At 66.8% G+C, this 16,024-nt stretch carries 13 protein-coding genes; 6 read left to right on the top strand and 7 right to left on the bottom strand.

What is annotated here, in order from left to right; translation table 11 throughout:
- Positions 1 to 246: 246 nt before the first annotated feature.
- The gene (locus FHW84_RS09570) at positions 247 to 2,778 is read left to right on the top strand and encodes a TonB-dependent receptor (protein ID WP_208399729.1); all 2,532 of its coding nucleotides are present in this window, start codon (positions 247 to 249) and stop codon (positions 2,776 to 2,778) included.
- Positions 2,779 to 2,898: 120 nt separating this feature from the next.
- On the opposite strand, the gene FHW84_RS09565 is transcribed toward FHW84_RS09570, so the two are convergent.
- Complete coding sequence (locus FHW84_RS09565; RefSeq protein WP_167254838.1) at positions 2,899 to 3,249, bottom strand: hypothetical protein; 351 nt, start codon at positions 3,247 to 3,249, stop codon at positions 2,899 to 2,901.
- A 236-nt stretch (positions 3,250 to 3,485) separates the two neighbouring features.
- Here FHW84_RS09565 and ubiA point away from each other — a divergent pair, with 236 nt between their 5' ends.
- On the top strand, positions 3,486 to 4,379 hold the full coding sequence (ubiA, locus tag FHW84_RS09560; RefSeq protein WP_343203592.1) for a 4-hydroxybenzoate octaprenyltransferase: 894 nt from the start codon (positions 3,486 to 3,488) through the stop codon (positions 4,377 to 4,379).
- Between the two features lie 449 nt (positions 4,380 to 4,828).
- Here the strand turns inward: ubiA and FHW84_RS09555 are convergent, their stop codons facing one another.
- Positions 4,829 to 5,443 (bottom strand): TetR/AcrR family transcriptional regulator, encoded by a 615-nt coding sequence (locus tag FHW84_RS09555; protein WP_167254834.1) that lies wholly within the window; start codon positions 5,441 to 5,443, stop codon positions 4,829 to 4,831.
- Between the two features lie 104 nt (positions 5,444 to 5,547).
- Between FHW84_RS09555 and FHW84_RS09550 the strand changes: the two genes are divergently transcribed.
- The 4 genes from FHW84_RS09550 (at position 5,548) to FHW84_RS09535 (ending at position 12,230) form a co-directional block, all read left to right on the top strand.
- Positions 5,548 to 6,288: a 3-oxoacyl-ACP reductase family protein gene (locus tag FHW84_RS09550; RefSeq protein ID WP_167254832.1), complete on the top strand. Its 741-nt coding sequence runs from the start codon at positions 5,548 to 5,550 to the stop codon at positions 6,286 to 6,288.
- On the top strand, positions 6,281 to 7,828 hold the full coding sequence (locus FHW84_RS09545; RefSeq protein WP_167254830.1) for an MFS transporter: 1,548 nt from the start codon (positions 6,281 to 6,283) through the stop codon (positions 7,826 to 7,828). The genes FHW84_RS09550 and FHW84_RS09545 overlap by 8 nt, the downstream gene beginning before the upstream one ends.
- Before the next feature lie 305 nt (positions 7,829 to 8,133).
- On the top strand, positions 8,134 to 10,647 hold the full coding sequence (locus FHW84_RS09540) for a TonB-dependent receptor (RefSeq protein WP_243868055.1): 2,514 nt from the start codon (positions 8,134 to 8,136) through the stop codon (positions 10,645 to 10,647).
- 62 nt (positions 10,648 to 10,709) lie between these two features.
- Positions 10,710 to 12,230 (top strand): CehA/McbA family metallohydrolase, encoded by a 1,521-nt coding sequence (locus FHW84_RS09535; protein WP_167254828.1) that lies wholly within the window; start codon positions 10,710 to 10,712, stop codon positions 12,228 to 12,230.
- Between the two features lie 45 nt (positions 12,231 to 12,275).
- On the opposite strand, the gene FHW84_RS09530 is transcribed toward FHW84_RS09535, so the two are convergent.
- From FHW84_RS09530 to FHW84_RS09510, 5 genes are all read right to left on the bottom strand, one after another.
- Positions 12,276 to 13,532: a HipA domain-containing protein gene (locus FHW84_RS09530; protein ID WP_167254826.1), complete on the bottom strand. Its 1,257-nt coding sequence runs from the start codon at positions 13,530 to 13,532 to the stop codon at positions 12,276 to 12,278.
- Positions 13,532 to 13,876: a helix-turn-helix transcriptional regulator gene (locus tag FHW84_RS09525; protein WP_167254824.1), complete on the bottom strand. Its 345-nt coding sequence runs from the start codon at positions 13,874 to 13,876 to the stop codon at positions 13,532 to 13,534. The genes FHW84_RS09530 and FHW84_RS09525 overlap by 1 nt, the downstream gene beginning before the upstream one ends.
- A 113-nt stretch (positions 13,877 to 13,989) precedes the next feature.
- Positions 13,990 to 14,793 (bottom strand): thioesterase family protein, encoded by an 804-nt coding sequence (locus tag FHW84_RS09520; RefSeq protein ID WP_167254822.1) that lies wholly within the window; start codon positions 14,791 to 14,793, stop codon positions 13,990 to 13,992.
- Positions 14,794 to 14,814: 21 nt separating this feature from the next.
- Complete coding sequence (locus tag FHW84_RS09515) at positions 14,815 to 15,534, bottom strand: ComF family protein (RefSeq protein WP_167254820.1); 720 nt, start codon at positions 15,532 to 15,534, stop codon at positions 14,815 to 14,817.
- A 16-nt stretch (positions 15,535 to 15,550) separates the two neighbouring features.
- Positions 15,551 to 15,757, bottom strand: a complete 207-nt coding sequence (locus FHW84_RS09510; protein WP_167254818.1) for a hypothetical protein — start codon at positions 15,755 to 15,757, stop codon at positions 15,551 to 15,553.
- Positions 15,758 to 16,024: the final 267 nt, after the last annotated feature.

Raw genomic sequence — 16,024 nt, 5'->3', positions numbered from 1 at the left:
GACGCGAAGCTTGCACCGCGCACACGCAAACTACGTAAGTACCGACGCAATACGTCACGAGCACGTGAAGCGCGATATCGCATACGCCGCATCGTCTACGCATTTGATGATGCCGTTCGCGCTTTGGGGATAATTACGCTTGACACGAATTTTCCTGCAGCGCACGTTCGGACCCGGGAGGCGGCAGTCGCATGTTCATGCGTGCTGCCACGTTGTCGCCTCGCGCGACTTCATCGGGAGAAGTGCATGTCACGTCGTTATGTGTCGCGTCCGCAAGGACGCGTCTGGGTCAGTGCGCGCCAATGCAGCCTGGCCATGCTTGGATTATCGATGGCGCTGGCGGCCAACGCGCAGGACAGCGCGCCGGCCGACCAGCAGAAAGCCAAAACACTCGAAGGCGTGCAGGTCGTCGGCTCGCGTGCCAAGGACCGCACCGCGGCGGAGACACCGGCACCGGTCGACGTGATCGGCCGCGAGCAGCTGGAGAACGCCGGCGTGGTCGAAGTGGGCCAGGCGCTGCAGATGCTGGAGCCGAGCTTCAACTTCTCGCGCACCTTCGTCAGCGACGGCACCGACACCATCCGTCCGGCCACCTTGCGCGGCCTCGGCCCCGACCAGGTGCTGGTGCTGGTCAACGGCAAGCGCAGGCACCAGCAGGCGCTGGTGAACGTGCAGCAGACCATCGGCCGCGGTTCCGCCGGCACCGACATCAATGCCATTCCGATCTCCGCGATCGAACGCATCGAAGTACTGCGCGACGGCGCGGCGGCGCAGTACGGTTCGGATGCGATCTCCGGCGTGATCAATATCGTGCTGAAGAAGCAGGTGGGCCAGACCGACGGCTCGGTCACCGCCGGCCAGACCTACAAGGGCGATGGTTTCACGCGCCAGGGCGGCATCAATACCGGATTCCGCCTGGGCCAGGACGGCTATCTCAACCTCACCGCGGAATACCGCCATCGCGATCCCACCAATCGGGCCGGCCCGGATTCGTTGCGCGTGAGTCCGCCGCGGGTGACGCAGAAGCTCGGCGACGCCGACACCAAGGACGCCTACTTCTGGCTCAACGGCGGCCTGCCGATCGCCGGCGGCGAGCTGTACTGGTTCGGCGGCATCTCACAGCGCAAAGGCAATTCGTACGGCTTCTTCCGTCCGGCCGGCGACAACCGCACCATTCCGTCGCTGTATCCCAACGGCTTCCTGCCGAACATCGCCACCAACGTGAAGGACGCGTCGCTGGCGGTGGGTTATCGCGGGCCGCTGGCCGACAAGTGGGACTACGACATTTCGCTGATCCACGGCCGCAGCCAGTTCGGCTTCGACGAGCGCAATTCGGCGAACGTGAGCTGGTGGTACGAACCGCGCGACCCGGCCAATCCCGCCGCCGGCATCTACGGCGCCTCGCCCACCTCGGCCGACACCGGCACGCTGCGGCTCAACGAGACCACCTTCAATGCCGACGTGCGCGGCCCGATCGACTGGGGCATCGGCCACGATGCGCTCAATCTCGCCTTCGGCTTCGAATGGCGGCGCGACAGCTACCAGATCCTGCCGGGCGATCCGGTGTCGTACATGTACGGCCGCACCGACAACCGCGCGATTCCCATCTACGGCCAGACCGGCGACATCGCGCAGCCCGGCATGCAGGGCTTCCCCGGCTTCTCGCCGTCGGAAGCGGTGAACCAGGCGCGCCACAACATCGCGTTCTATGCCGATGCCGAATCGCAGGTGACCGAGCGCGTGCTGCTCGGCGCCGCCGTGCGCCACGAGCATTACTCGGACTTCGGCGGCACCACCACCGGCAAGCTCTCGCTGCGCTTCGACGCCAACGACAGCTTCGCCGTGCGCGGCACCCTGGCCACCGGCTTCCGCGCGCCTGGCGTACAGCAGCTGTTCTACAGCCAGCGCTCCACCAACCTCGATCCCAGCGGCACGCTGACCGACACACTCACCGCGCGGCAGAACAGCGCCGTGACGCGCGCCTTCGGCATCCAGCCGCTGAAGCAGGAGACCTCGCACAGCGGCACCGCGGGCATCGTCTACAAGCCCGGCAACGACATCACGCTGACCGTCGACGTGTTCCGCATCGACATCAAGAACCGCATCATCTTCTCCAGCAATATCGTGCCGGAGAGCGTGGGCACCGACGGCAATCCCTGCGCGGCGAACAATGCCAACTGCCCGATCCGCGGCATCCTGCAGCCGTTCGGCGTGGGCCAGGTGCTGTTCTTCACCAATGCGATCGACACGCGCACCAAGGGCATCGACGTGGTGGCGGAGAAAGGCTTCCGCTTCGACGACAGCTCCACCCTCGACCTGACCGCCCTGCTCAACTACAACAAGACCGACGTCACCAAGCGCAAGTCGCAGTCCGCCATCCTGCCGCCGGACAAACTGTTCGACGACACCCAGGTGACCCTGATCGAGCAGGGCCAGCCGCGCGTGCACCACATCCTGCAGGGCATCTACCGCACCGGCCCGTGGGACTTCACCCTGCGCGGCAACTACTTCGGCCAGGTCAGCGGCCAGGGCTTCACGCCCGGCGTGATCCAGACCTGGAGCGGCAAGTGGCTGGCCGACATGGCGGTGGGCTACCGCTTCTCGCGCAACCTGAAGCTGACGGTGGGCGCGGACAACGTGTTCGACACCTATCCGGACAAGTGGAATCCGAAGACGGGCGCGCCGTTCCCGCAGCTGGGCTTCGTGTATGGCTGGGAAACGCTGCCGTTCGGCGTGAATGGCGGGTATTACTACGCGCGGCTGGATTTCAAGTTCTAAGGCGACGTCAACCCAGCACCTTGGCGTAGGTTGGGGTGAGCCGCAGGCGAACCCCAACGTGGCGAGGCGCGTGAAGGTGCGAGTGTTGGGGTTCGCCTGCGGCTCACCCCAACCTACGCCTCAAGTGGCATCCAGCTCGAATACGTGGTTGTCGTAGTCGCTGAAGTACAGCGCGCCATCGCCGCGCGCCAGCTGGTACTCGATCTTCAGCACGTTCAGGCGTTCCGCGCAGGCGCGCAGCTCGGCCGGGTCCACCGCCAGGGCGATATGGTCGCCATGGCGGGTGGCCGGGCCCATGCCCTTGACCAGCACGAAGCGCACGCCGGCCAGTTCCACGTGGGCTTCCTGGTGATGGCTGTCGTCGGGTTCGGACACCAGGGTGCGGGCGTCGGGGAAGACCGCGGAGAACAGGCGAGCGGTCTGGTCCGGGTCGTGCACGATCAATGCGATGTGGCTGATGGCCTTGGGCATGGCGGCTCCTCGGGCGACGCGTGAGAGTATGCGCGCCGGTGTGACGATGTCGATGACAACGGCGTTTCAGGGCGCTCGCCACGCCAACCTCGGCGACGGCCCAGGCTAAACTTCGGCGCATGGCTCCGACATCCCGCAAGCGCCAGCGGCGCGTTACCTCCTCCGGCTCGGCGCGCCCGCGCCCCGCCGCCGCTCCGCCGGCCCGGCCGGCCGACAGCTCCACCCGCGCCACCCGCGTGCTGGACGTGCTGCTGCAGCGGCTGCCGCCGCATTACCGCGAGAAGGCCCGCGATTACCTGGTGCTGACCCGCATGGACCGGCCGATCGGGGCGCTGCTGCTGCTGTGGCCGACCTGGTGGGCGTTGTGGCTGGCGGCGGGCGATTTTCCGCCGGTGAAGGCGCTGGTGATCTTTACCCTGGGTGTGTTCGCCATGCGGGCGGCGGGGTGCGCCATCAACGACTATGCGGACCGGAAGCTCGACCCGCAGGTGGAGCGTACGGCGGGGCGGCCGATTGCGGCGGGGCGGGTGACGCCGCGGGAGGCGTTGATCGTGTTCGCTGCGCTGTTGGTGTTTTCGTTTCTGCTGGTGCTGTTTACGAATGCGCTGACGATCAAGTTGTCGTTTGCCGGGGCGGCGCTGGCGGCGCTGTATCCGTTTACGAAGCGGTATACGTATATGCCGCAGGTGGTGTTGGGGGCGGCGTTCGGGTGGTCGATTCCGATGGCGTTTGCGGCGGTGGCGGGGACGGTGCCGCCGCTGGGGTGGCTGCTGTTTATCGCCAATATTCTGTGGTCGGTGGTTTACGACACGCAGTATGCGATGGTGGATCGGGATGACGATTTGAGGGCTGGGGCCAAGTCCACCGCCATTTTGTTTGGGGATGCGGATCTGCCGATTCTGGGCATTCTGATGGGGACGTTTTTGTTGTCGATGGTGTTTGTGGGGCAGCGGGCGGCGTTGGGGTGGGTGTATTGGCTGGGGTTGGTTGGCGCGGCCGGGTTGTTTGGGTGGCAGTTGTGGCGGATTCGTACGCGGGATCGCGTGGCTTGCCTTTGGGCGTTTCGCAATAACAACTGGTTGGGGATGGTTTTGTGGGTGGGGATTGTGCTGGCGCTGGCGGTCAAGTAGGCGTTACGCCTTGCTCGTCATCCTGGCGCAGGTCTCCCTACTCGTCATCCCGGCGTAGGCCGGGATCCAGTTTCCGTATCGCTTGGTTTTCGCGTTATCGCGAATGGGCCGCTTATGCAGCGGGCATTCCGGACGCCTGCCGGCGCCCGGGTCACTTTCTCTTTGCTGGCCCAAAGAGAAAGTAACCAAAGAGAAATGGCCTCAAGTCAAAGGCTCGCGACGCGACTAGAAGGAGCAGTGGACGGCTGCGGTAGCCTGATTAACCTGGGTCTACACGAAACCACAGTGCGTTTACGTAGCGGGTGCTTCAACGTGCCGTGGCCGAGAGGACTTTCAGTGACCGAGGCCAGCTTCTGTTCTTCGTTCCTGCCTACCTCACGACTTCACCCCTCTCCCCTCCGGGGAGAGGGCAGGGTGAGGGGCCGGGCGGAGCGAAGACGAGGGAGCGTTCAAGTCGCCCCAACCAGCCCCACCCAAGCCTTCATCGCACAATCCACCACCCCCATCAGCTGCTTGCGTGACGCGCCGTCGCGCGCCTGAAGGGAAAGGCCGTTGAGGACCGTGGCGTAGAAGGCGGCAACGGTGCTGATGTCGACCTTGGACGGCACGTCACCGTCAGCCACACCCTGCTTCAAGCGGCGGCGGATCAGCGACTGGGTTTCGTTGCGGCGTTCGGCCAGGTCGTGGAACACCGCCTCGTTTTCGGTGGTGCGATGCGTCGCGCCCAGTACCACCAGGCAGCCGCGGCCTTCGCCGAAGCGGCGGGCGGCTTCGCGGAGCATGGCTTGGATGGCTTCGCGGGCGGTGACGTCGCGCTTGTGGAGTTCGTCGCGGGTGCGGGGGCCGGCGGAGGTTACGTACAGGTCCAGGGCTTCGCGGAACAGGGCTTCCTTGCAGCCGAAGGCGGCGTAGAGGCTGGGGGCGTTGATGCCCATGGCGGTGGTGAGGTCGCCCACCGAGGCGCCGTCGTAGCCGCGGTCGAGGAAGACCTCCATGGCCAGGCGCAGGACCTGGTCGCGGTCGAATTTGCGCGGGCGGCCCCGCTCTTTTGTCACAGCCGTCATCGGAAGCACCTTTCTGTAGCGGTCAATACATAAAGTCCTTGACAGCTCCCGTCAAGGGCTGCTCCTATTTATGTATCGACTACTACATAAAAGGCAGCACGAGCATGAGCACTCTCAACGGCAAGGTGTCCCTGGTGACGGGCGGTTCGCGCGGGATCGGTGCGGCGATCGTGCAGCGGCTGGCGCGGGATGGCGCGGCGGTGGCGTTTACCTATGTGAGCTCGCCGGACAAGGCGCAGGCGCTGGTGCGCGAGATCGAAGCAGCCGGTGGCAAGGCGCGCGCTTATCAGGCGGACGCGGCCGATCCGGCGGCGCTGCGCGCCACGGTGGATCAGGCCGCCGCCGACTTCGGCCGGCTGGACATCCTGGTCAACAATGCCGGCATCTTCCTCGGCGGCGTGTTCGAGGAAACCACGCTGGACGACTACGAGCGCACCATGGCGGTGAACGTGCGCGCGGTGTTCGTCGCCTCGCAGGCAGCGGCGCGGCATCTGGGCGAAGGCGGGCGCATCATCAGCATCGGCAGCTGCCTGGCCGACAGCGTGCCGTCGCCGGGCATGACGCTGTATTCGATGAGCAAGTCCGCGCTGTCGGCCTTTACCAGGGGGCTGGCGCGCGATCTCGGCGCGCGCGGCATCACGGTGAACCTGGTGCAGCCCGGTTCCACCAACACCGACATGAACCCTGCCGACGGCGAGCGTGCCGACGGGCAGCGCACCCGCATGGCGATCCCCCGCTACGGCGATGCTTCGAATATCGCCGGCATGGTGGCCTGGCTGGCCAGCGAGGAAGGCCGCTTCGCCACCGGCGCGGCGTTTACGGTGGACGGTGGCGCCAATGCCTGACGGCGCCGCTTCCGCCAAGCCGCACAGCCTGCGCGACCGCCTGCTGGTCCTGGCGGCGGTGTGCCTGGCCGGCCTGGGCATGCCGCTGAGCTTTACCGGCCCGGCCATTGCGCTGCCGGCGATCGGACAGGCGCTGGGCAGCGACCCGCGCCTGCTGTCGTGGGCGGTGAATGCCTTCATCCTCGCCTTCGGCGGCAGCGTGATGGCGGCCGGCGCCCTGGCCGACCAGTACGGGCGCAAGCGCATCTTCACCCTCGGCATCGGCTTGTTCACCGGCTTGTCGGTGCTGCTCGCGCTGTCGCGCAACCTGTGGTGGCTGGATCTGGGCCGCGCCGCGCAGGGCATCGCGGCGGCGCTCACCATGTCGGCCGGCGCGGCGTCGCTGGCGCAGGAGTTCGAAGGCCATGCGCGCACGCGGGCGTACAGCCTGCTCGGCACCACGTTCGGCCTGGGCCTGGCCTTCGGGCCGCTGTTGTCGGCGTGGCTGATCGACTCCCTGGGCTGGCGCGCGGTGTTCCTGTCCACCGCGGCCATCGGCGTCCTGGTGCTGCTGGTCGGCGTGCCGCGCATGCGCGAAACCCGCGACCCCGGTGCGCAAGGGCTGGATCTGCCGGGCAGCCTGAGCTTTACCGCGGCGCTGGTGCTGCTCACCTTCGGCATCATCGAAGCGCCGCGCCATGCGAACGGCTATCTGCCGCTGCTGCTGGTAGGCGCGGCGGCGGCCATGCTCGCGCTGTTCGTCTACGTGGAACGCCGCGTGCCGCGGCCGATGCTGGACCTGTCGCTGTTCCGCAACCCGCGCTTCCTCGGCGCGCAGGCGCTGCCGCTGGCCACGGCGCTGTGCTACGTGGTGCTGCTGATCTTCCTGCCGCTGCGTTTCGTCGGCGTGGAAGGGCGCAGCGAAGTGGCGGCCGGCCTGCTGATGATCCCGCTGTCCGTACCGATGCTGGTGGTGCCGTTTGTCGGTGCGCTGCTGACGCGCTGGCTTTCCGCCGGGCTGCTCTCCGCGCTGGGCCTGGGCCTGGCCGCCGCCGGCCTGTTCTGGTTGCGCGCGGCCGCCGTGCCGGGTGCGGATTGGCATGCGCTGCTGTGGCCGCTGCTGCTGATCGGCGCCGGCTCCGGCCTGCCCTGGGGCTTGATGGACGATCTCGCGGTGAGCGTGGTGCCGAAGGAGCGCGCCGGCATGGCCACCGGTTTCTTCACCACCACGCGCGTGGCGGGCGAGGCGATCGCGATGGCGGCGGTGGGCACGGCGCTGACGGGCCTGATCGAAACGCAACTGGCGGCGGCGCCGCATGAGCAGGCGGTGGCGGCGGCCGCAAGCCTTGCCACCGGCAGCATGGCGCATGCGGCCAGGGTGGCTCCGGCGATCGGCCGCGACGCCTTGCTGCATGGCTACAGCGGTGCGTTCGGCGGCTTGCTGGTTGGCCTGGCGGCGTTGACCTTAGCGCTGGCCGCGGCGTCGTTCGTCCTGCTGCGCCGGCGCCGCGCTCACGCACCGGCAACCGCCGCCGCGCACGAACCCTGCAACGCCCATTGATCCGGGTACATAGGCAGAGGGGCGGTCATCCGCCCCTCCATGACTCGTTACACAACGTTTTCATGACAGTTTTGGACGTCTAAACCCAAGCTGTCGGCTGGCCGTCATCCCCCCTGAGCTTCGCTGTCACAGCGCCGCTTTAACTTGCGCCGCGTCAGAGCCTGTGTCCGGGCCAGGGAAGCCTTCACACGATACCCAGTGCGATCCCATTGGTGCGATCCCATGGGATCAGCACACGGTGTCGATCGTGCTGCGGTTGTCCGTACGCAAGGCTCCGTCATTCCCTCTTCCCCGGAGTCACGACGTTGCGCACCACATCGATCAGCCACGCCATCGGCCTGGCCCTGCTGGGCGGCCTGCTCTGCTCCTTCGCGCCGCACGCCGGCGCGCAGGACAGTAACGCTTCCACCGGCGACAACAGCAAGCCCGCCGCCGACCGCGCCAAGAACCTCGACGGCATCGTGGTCACCGCCCGCTCGGGCGTGGAGACACGCACCAAGGCCGAGACCAGCTATTCCATCACCACCATCGACGAAGACCGCCTGCGCATGCAGGCGCCGACCTCGGTGACCGAGGCGATGAAGTCTGTGCCGGGCTTCTGGGTGGAAGCCTCCGGCGGCGAGGCCAGCGGCAATATCCGCGCGCGCGGCATCCCGGTGGACGGCTTCGGCTCGGTCAACCTGCTGGAGGATGGCGTGCCGGTGCAGCACGATCCGGCGCTGGGCTATCTCAATGCCGACCAGGCCTTCCGCCTGGACGAGACGATCGAGCGCATTGAAGTGGTGCGCGGCGGCCCGTCCTCGGTGTTCTATTCGAACGCGCCGGCCGGCGCGATCAACTTCATTCCGCGCAAGGTGGGCGACAAGGCCGAGGGCCTGGTGAAGTTCACCGTCGGCGACTACGGCCTGACCCGCGGCGACTTCTGGGTCGGCACGCCGGTGGGCAATGGCTGGAAGCTGAGCGCGGGCGGCTTCTACCGCACCGACAGCGGCATCCGCGACCCCAAGTTCAATGCCAACGACGGCGGCCAGATCCGCCTGAACCTGGCGCGCGACTTCGAAGGCGGCAGCTTCAGCGCCGACGTCAAGCACCTGGACGACAAGGTGGCGCTGTACCTGGGCATCCCGATGCGCACCACCGCGAACGGCGATATCCGCGCGGTGCCGGGCTTCGACGGCAACTACGGCACGCTGGCCGGTCCCGAGACCGAGCACGTGCTGATGAAGATGGGCAACGGCGGCCCGTACAACTTCGACAACAGCGAAGGCACGCATGTGAAGCGCGACCAGCTGACCCTGAAGTTCGATTACGAACTGGGCGGCGGCTGGAAGCTGGCCGAGTCGCTGCGCTACGACGACACCCATACCCAGCGCAACGGCGTGTTCCCCAACTCGCTGATGAGCGCCACCAAGTACCTCGCCTCGGTGGCCAGCCAGAAGCCGGCCGGCGCCGCCGGCCTGCAGCTGCGCTACGCGGACAACCCCGGCCAGGTGTTCGACAACGCCAGCCAGAACGGCAACGGCCTGGTGGTGCTGGGCGGCCTGCGCGGCGTGACCATGCCGGTGAAGGAGTTCATCAACGATACGCGCCTGCTGCGCAAGTTCGACCTCGGCGGCCAGACCCACGACGTCACCTTCGGCTACTACTACGCGCGCTTCGACCAGGACTTCAGCCGCTACTCCTCGGTGGCCCTGCTGGACGCCACCAACAATGCGCGCCTGCTCGACCTGGTGGCGGTGAACGCGGCCGGCCAGCCGGTTTCCACGCTCACCGACCACGGCATCTCGCGCTACGGCTACGAGTGGGAGAACGCCACCGGCACCTCGACCACCAACGCGTTTTATCTGTCCGACGAGTGGCAGGTGAACGACGAGCTGCGCATCGACGGCGGCGTGCGCTGGGAACAGGTCAACACCCGCGGCAAGACCGAGACCAAGCAGACGGTGAACCTGGGCACGCCGGCCACCTCGCAGATCATCACCGGCACCGGCCAGTACGTGCCGTGGGACCACACCTTCAACAAGCTGGGCTGGACCCTGGGCGCCAACTGGCAGTTCTCGCCGCGCTCGGGCGTGTTCGCGCGCTGGACGCCGACCTTCCGCCTGCCCAACTTGAGCACCTACATCACCAACCCCACCGCCGTGCCGGTGACCCAGACCATGAAGCTGGGTGAAGTCGGCTACAAGTACACCGACCGCCAGCTCGACCTGTACGCCACCGCGTTCTACACCAAGTACAACAACGTCGGCTTCAGCAACTACGTGTTCAGTCCCAACGGCAATACCTCCACCACCCAGCAGGGCTATGCCGACACCAAGACCAAGGGCCTGGAGCTGGAAGGCACCTGGTATCCGGTGGACTGGTTCGACGTGCAGGTCACCGCCACCCTGCAGGACCCGCAATACAAGGGCCTGCGCTATACCGAGCTGGTGGCCGGCGCGCCGGTGCTGCGCGATTACGAAGGCAACCAGCTGATCCGCGTCCCCAAGCAGAGCTATCGCGTAGTGCCGGGTGTGAACCTGCTGGGCGGCAAGCTGCGCCTGCAGCTGGCCTACGAGTACGAAGGCCAGCGCTACGTGGATACCGCCAACTCGGTGAAGCTGCCTTCGTACGACGTGTGGAGTGCCAGCGCGCGCTACGACATCTCGCCGATGTGCTCGCTGTTCTTCTACGCGGACAACATCACCAACTCGCTGGGCCTGACCGAGGGCAACCCGCGCGCGGGCGAGCTGGCCAGCGCGGATGCCGGCGCCAACACGTTTATCGCGCGTCCGATCCTGGGCCGCGCGTATCGTGCGGCGATCATGTATCGCTTCTGAGGCTGCGGAGCCGGGCGCCGGCCCGGCTCCCGGCTGCATGCTCAAAAAGGTTCCGCAAAGCCATGAAGATCCGCCTGTTCCGTTCCCTGTCCCTGCTGCTCGGCTGCGCGCTACCGTTCGCCATGCACGCGGCGGAGGCCGAAAAACCCGATGTGGTATTGCATGGCGAACTGGCCGGCAAGGACCACCAGACCTACCGCACACTGCCGTTCGACGTGCCGGCCGGCACCACCCGCATCACCGTGCAGTTCGACTACAGCGGCCGCGAGGAGAAGACGGCAGTGGATCTGGGCCTGCTCGGCCCCGACGGTTTCCGCGGCCAGGACGGCTTCCGCGGCTGGAGCGGCGGCACCAGGAAGCTGTTCACCGTGTCTGCTACCGATGCCACGCCGTCCTACCTGCCTGGGGCGATCCGCCCCGGCCGCTGGCAACTGCTGCTTGGCATTCCGAATATCCGCAAGGAAAGCCATAGCAACTACACCGCCAACATCTGGTTCGGCCATGCCAACGACCCGGCATGGGAACCGGCCGTGCTTAATCCGCCGCTGCGCAAGGAAGCCGGCTGGTATCGCGGCGACCTGCATATGCATACGGCGCACAGCGACGGTGGCTGCAAGAACCAGAGCGGCGAACGCGTGCCCTGCCCGCTGTTCTTCACCGTGCAGGCTGCCGCGCAGCGCGGACTCGACTTCATTGCCATTACCGATCACAACACCGTGTCGCACGCCAATGCGATGCGCGAGCTGCAGCCCTACTTCGACCAGCTGCTGCTGATCCCCGGCCGCGAAGTCACCACCTTCACCGGCCACGCCAACCTGTTCGGCACCACGGCGCTGGTGGATTTCCGCGTCGGCAGCAAGGAGGTGCCGGACTGGAATGCACTGCTGAAGGCCATCGCACCGCTGCATGGCGTGATCTCTATCAACCACGCCATCCGCCCCAGCGGCGAGATATGCATGGGCTGCGGATGGACGGCCAAGCCGCCGGTGGATATGAGCCTGGTGCAGGCGGTGGAAGCGGTGAACGGCAGCGATATCGGCACGCCGATTTCCGGCCTGCCGTTCTGGGAATCGCAGCTGGCCAAGGGCTACCGCCTCACCGCCATCGGCGGCAGCGACAACCACGAGGCGTTCCAGCACGAGGCGCGCATCGGCACCGATCCGACCGGCGTGCCGGCCACCGTGGTGTATGCGCAGGAGCTGTCGATGCCGGCGATCCTGGATGGCATCCGCGCCGGGCACGTGTTCATCGACACCGAAGGCAGCCGCGACCGCGTGCTGGAACTGGGCGGCGAAGCCGATGGCGCCAAGGCCAGCATGGGCGACGCCCTGCGCGTGCCAGCGAATGGCACTGCCTCGTTCGACGTGCACGTCGCCCATGCGAAGGGCGCCAGCCTCGCCGTGCTGCTCGACGGCAAGCCGTTCGCGCCTGCCGTCGCGGCACAGGTCGACACGGACGACCTGCACCGCAAGTTCAGCTGGAACAGCGATGGCAAGGCGCATTGGCTGCGGGTGGAGGTGCGGGATGCGGCCGGCAAGGCATTGCTGGTGGGGAATCCGATCTACCTGAATCCCACGCGCTGATTTCGGCAGGATGAGCCCCGCAGGTTACGGGCGGACAAGCGAGCGTCAGCGAGTTGCGTCGATGACCGCCGACATGCGCGTTATCTCGCGACGCGAGGCACCAGCGTCAGCGGCGACCTCGCGCCACGCCGCCACCGATTGGCGCACTTCTCGCTCGATCGCTTCGAGCCGCTTTCTGGAGACGCGATAGAAGTCCGCGGTGCTCTTCCATAAAGCGCTGTCCGAAGTCGGATCGACATCATCGATCGCCAGGACATGCGCATCTTTTTCGGGATTGGGGTTGATGTCGAAGGCCGGCGACAGGCGCCAGCCATTGCCTTCGCGCAGGAAGCCGTGGTTGCGCAGGTGATCGTCGCGGTTGCCGATAAGGATCGTGAAGAGCACGCGCCGGCATAGCTGTTCGAGGTCGGAGCCGATATGGTTTGCGACGCCGTTGTTCTCGATGGCCTGCACGATGTCGAGGTACGAAGCACCGTCGCTCTGATCGAGATCCGTCAACGTCAGCGCGGAGGCATAGGCGCGGCGCGAATCGCTCTGGCGGTCGAAGCGGCGGACAAGATAGGTGTGGCCGCGATCCGAGAACTGCATGACGCGCGCGTCAGGCATATCGATACCAGCCGCACACGCAAGCCGATAGGTAATGAATTCCCACAGGCCGATGTCATGGCGATCGTCATTCGAAGGAAACTTTGCCAGCCATAACGAGCCGTCGACGTCGCGCACGGCCGCCTTGGGGCGAGCCCCGCCGAGCGCCGAGCCGGCAGCGGCCAGGTGCATCAGCCATTCGATGCGCTCGGGCGTGTCATCGTCGTCGTTGCGCTCTACTTCGGCCGTGATCGCTTCGAGTTCGCGCAGCTCCGCGATGGGCGGCGCCTGCAAGCGATCCGCATCCACGAACTGCTGCGTATCCGGACTGAAGAGCCGCAGGGCGCCCATGCGGGTTTCATCGCTGACACCTGCAAGGTAGTCCCAGTCGCTCAGCACGCGCGGCGCTTCACCGCGCTGGCGCGATCGGATCCGCTCGCGCCGCTCGATCAGCATGCAGCCCCAGCGGTCGGGCGATGCATCCTGGAATGCAGGGGAAAGTCGATTGGCGCCCGCCCGTGCGTAGAGACGCCCCGGCCCCGCGAGCAACTGGTGATCGAGATCGAACGGAGCGATATCGCCAGTGCCGGCGATCCAGCCCTCCGCATATTCGAAGCCGATGACCTGACGGCCGCGGTTGATGCTTCGCTGCAGGTGACCGACCAGCGCGCTGCCGCCGAGGCTTGCATCGTCGAGCCGGACGTCCAGATCGTTCATTACTTGCTCCGCTCCGGCGGCACGGCCTTGGCCGTGCGGCGACCGCTGGGGCGCGGTGGAGCGAGCAGTGCATCCTGAAGTTCGCGCCCCAGCTTGTCGTCAGCGGCAAGCTTGTCCAGGTCCGCCGCCAGGTTGAGCACGGACAGAACGCGAAACATGGTGGCGAGGCTGGTCGACGGATCGCCATCCTCGAGCTTGGCCAGCGTAGGAACACTCACGCCCACACGCTCGGCCATCACCGCCTGAGTCATTTTCCGGCGCAGGCGTGCGGCGCGCAGGCGCTGGCCTAGCGCCTTGATCGCACGCTGGGCGGCGGGGTGGCTTGGGGGAGTGCGCTTAGCCATACCAATTAAATTACATTGGATACGCTTTCAATGCAATTTAATTTCGTATTTTTATCCTTGCCTGTTCAGGTTTGCTCGATCATTTCAGCCAGGATCCAGCGGACGCCAGCCACTCACCCAAACACCACCACGCTCTGCCGGCTCAACGCCACCGCCTCCCCCTCGGGACTCCACAAGGTGGCGCTCTGGTTGAGATAGCCGTGGCTGCCCGCGGTGACTTCGGTATCCATCAGCCACAGGCCTTCGCGGGCCGGGCCGAAGTCGTCCGACAGCAGTTCCAGCGTCCAGGTGAGCGAGCTGGCCATGGTCGGCTGTTTCAGCATCGACAAGCCGGGTGTGGGAACGATGTCGGCGTAGCCGATGATCTGCGCTTCGCCCAGGGCGCCGGGGCCTGCATAGGGTTCGTCGCGAAAGCCGACGTAGATGCCGGTTCGCGGCTCCTCCCTGCCTTGGAAGATCGACACGCCGCCGAGCCAGCGCGTCGCCACGTGCTGCGTGAAAGCTGGAGCGATGCCTTCGACATAGGTGAACGGCTTGGCGGCTTCAGCCGGCGGCAGAACGGGCCGCGGCGGTTTGATGTCGAGCGCCGATGCGCGCGCCTCGCCGAACACGCCGAACAGCAGGCAGGCGGTCTGGCCCTGATCGAGCACGCGTGCTTCGATCTGCGTCACCGATTTGCCTCGGCGCAATACGTTCGCTTCGATCCGCACCGGCCCCGGTGCGATCGGCGCGATAAAACTTGCCTGCAATACGCGCAAGGGCACCGCTTGCGGCACCAGGTCGCGCATCGCGCGCACGGCCAGCGCCGCTTGCAGGCCACCGAAGATGGTACGGCCCTGCGCCCAGCTTGCCGGGACCTCGGCGGTCCAGCCGCCGTCGTGGCTACGAAGGCCGGCGAGCACCTGCGAATACAGCATGTCTTTTCTCCATCGGTGGTTTCAGCGCGCCGGTGCGCGGGCCAACGCCCACGCATCCACCCGCCGCACGCCGGCTCGCTTCAGCACGCGCGCGCATTCGGCCAGGGTGGCGCCGGTGGTCATCACGTCGTCGAACAGGGCGATGTGATCGGGCAGCACAGCGCCCGCGCGCAGCCGGAACGCGCCGCGCACGTTGCGGCGGCGGGCGGTGCGATCCAGTTCGGTCTGGGCGGAGGTGTCGCGGGTGCGCACAAGCACGTCGGGTCCCAGCGCAAGGCCCAGCATCGCCGCCAGCGGACGCGCCAGCTCCAGCGCCTGGTTGTAGCCGCGCTGGCGCAGGCGCGAGCGGTGCAGCGGCACCGGCACGATCAGGGCCGGCCGTTCGGACGGGACCGGTTCGCCGCGCCATAGCGCCGCCAGCGTGCGGCCGGCAGCAAGGTCGTCGCCGAACTTGAAGCGCGTCTCCAGCCGGTCCAGCGGCCAGCCATAACGGAACGGCGCCCAGGCCGTCTCCCACGGCGGCAGCCGGCGCAGGCATTGTCCGCAAGCGGCGACCGCGACCGGCAGCGGCAAGGCGCAGCGCGCGCAGCAGGAATGATTGCGCGGCATGTCCTTCGCGCAGGCGGTGCACAGGTCGATGCCCGGCGCACCCGCAGCGCCGCACAGCAGGCAGCGCCATGGCAGCACCGTGGCGTGCAGGCGATCGAGCCCGCGCTGGAGCAGACGAACCGGCGCCTCCATGCGCATCCGGCCGGCCTCAGGCCTTCGGCTTGAACATCGCCGCATCCAGGATCGACCACAGGTGGATGATCCACCCCAGCCATACGATCCACAGCACGCCGGCCAGCACGAACATCACGATGGCGATCAGCAGGCGCCCCTGCACCAGCTGGCCGAGGCCAGGGATGAAGAAGCTGCAGATAGCGGCGAGCACATTGCCCGTACTGCCTTGTCCGGTGGTCATGCATGGGCTCCTGGATGGGCTGACTAGGGCGATCGTAGCTTAGGGCTCGTCATTCCGGCGCAGGCCGGAATCCAGTAGCGGGATGCCATATGAAGTGACTGCATCCAAAGGCCTGCTCTGGCATCCCGGCGACAACCAGGCATTGTCGTTACTGGATGATTCGCTTCGCTCACCCCTTCGGGGCCGCCCTGCGGGCGTTCTTCGCGCTACGCGCTCGTCCGGCCTGCGCCGGAATGACGAGCACGGGGCCATACGTCCCCGCATCGT

The organism is Dyella sp. SG562, from assembly GCF_011759495.1.
Taxonomy (GTDB): Bacteria; Pseudomonadota; Gammaproteobacteria; order Xanthomonadales; family Rhodanobacteraceae; genus Dyella_D; species Dyella_D marensis.
This window is presented reverse-complemented; position numbering and strand designations above follow the sequence as displayed.

Bases quoted from the DNA above. Each gene is read 5' to 3' on its own strand.
- FHW84_RS09570 (WP_208399729.1), top strand. From the start codon at position 247: ATGTCACGTCGTTATGTGTCGCGTCCGCAAGGACGCGTCTGGGTCAGT.
- FHW84_RS09565 (WP_167254838.1), bottom strand. From the start codon at position 3,249: ATGCCCAAGGCCATCAGCCACATCGCATTGATCGTGCACGACCCGGAC.
- FHW84_RS09555 (WP_167254834.1), bottom strand. From the start codon at position 5,443: ATGACGGCTGTGACAAAAGAGCGGGGCCGCCCGCGCAAATTCGACCGC.
- FHW84_RS09550 (WP_167254832.1), top strand. From the start codon at position 5,548: ATGAGCACTCTCAACGGCAAGGTGTCCCTGGTGACGGGCGGTTCGCGC.
- FHW84_RS09545 (WP_167254830.1), top strand. From the start codon at position 6,281: ATGCCTGACGGCGCCGCTTCCGCCAAGCCGCACAGCCTGCGCGACCGC.
- FHW84_RS09535 (WP_167254828.1), top strand. From the start codon at position 10,710: ATGAAGATCCGCCTGTTCCGTTCCCTGTCCCTGCTGCTCGGCTGCGCG.
- FHW84_RS09530 (WP_167254826.1), bottom strand. From the start codon at position 13,532: ATGAACGATCTGGACGTCCGGCTCGACGATGCAAGCCTCGGCGGCAGC.
- FHW84_RS09525 (WP_167254824.1), bottom strand. From the start codon at position 13,876: ATGGCTAAGCGCACTCCCCCAAGCCACCCCGCCGCCCAGCGTGCGATC.
- FHW84_RS09520 (WP_167254822.1), bottom strand. From the start codon at position 14,793: ATGCTGTATTCGCAGGTGCTCGCCGGCCTTCGTAGCCACGACGGCGGC.
- FHW84_RS09515 (WP_167254820.1), bottom strand. From the start codon at position 15,534: ATGGAGGCGCCGGTTCGTCTGCTCCAGCGCGGGCTCGATCGCCTGCAC.
- FHW84_RS09510 (WP_167254818.1), bottom strand. From the start codon at position 15,757: ATGACCACCGGACAAGGCAGTACGGGCAATGTGCTCGCCGCTATCTGC.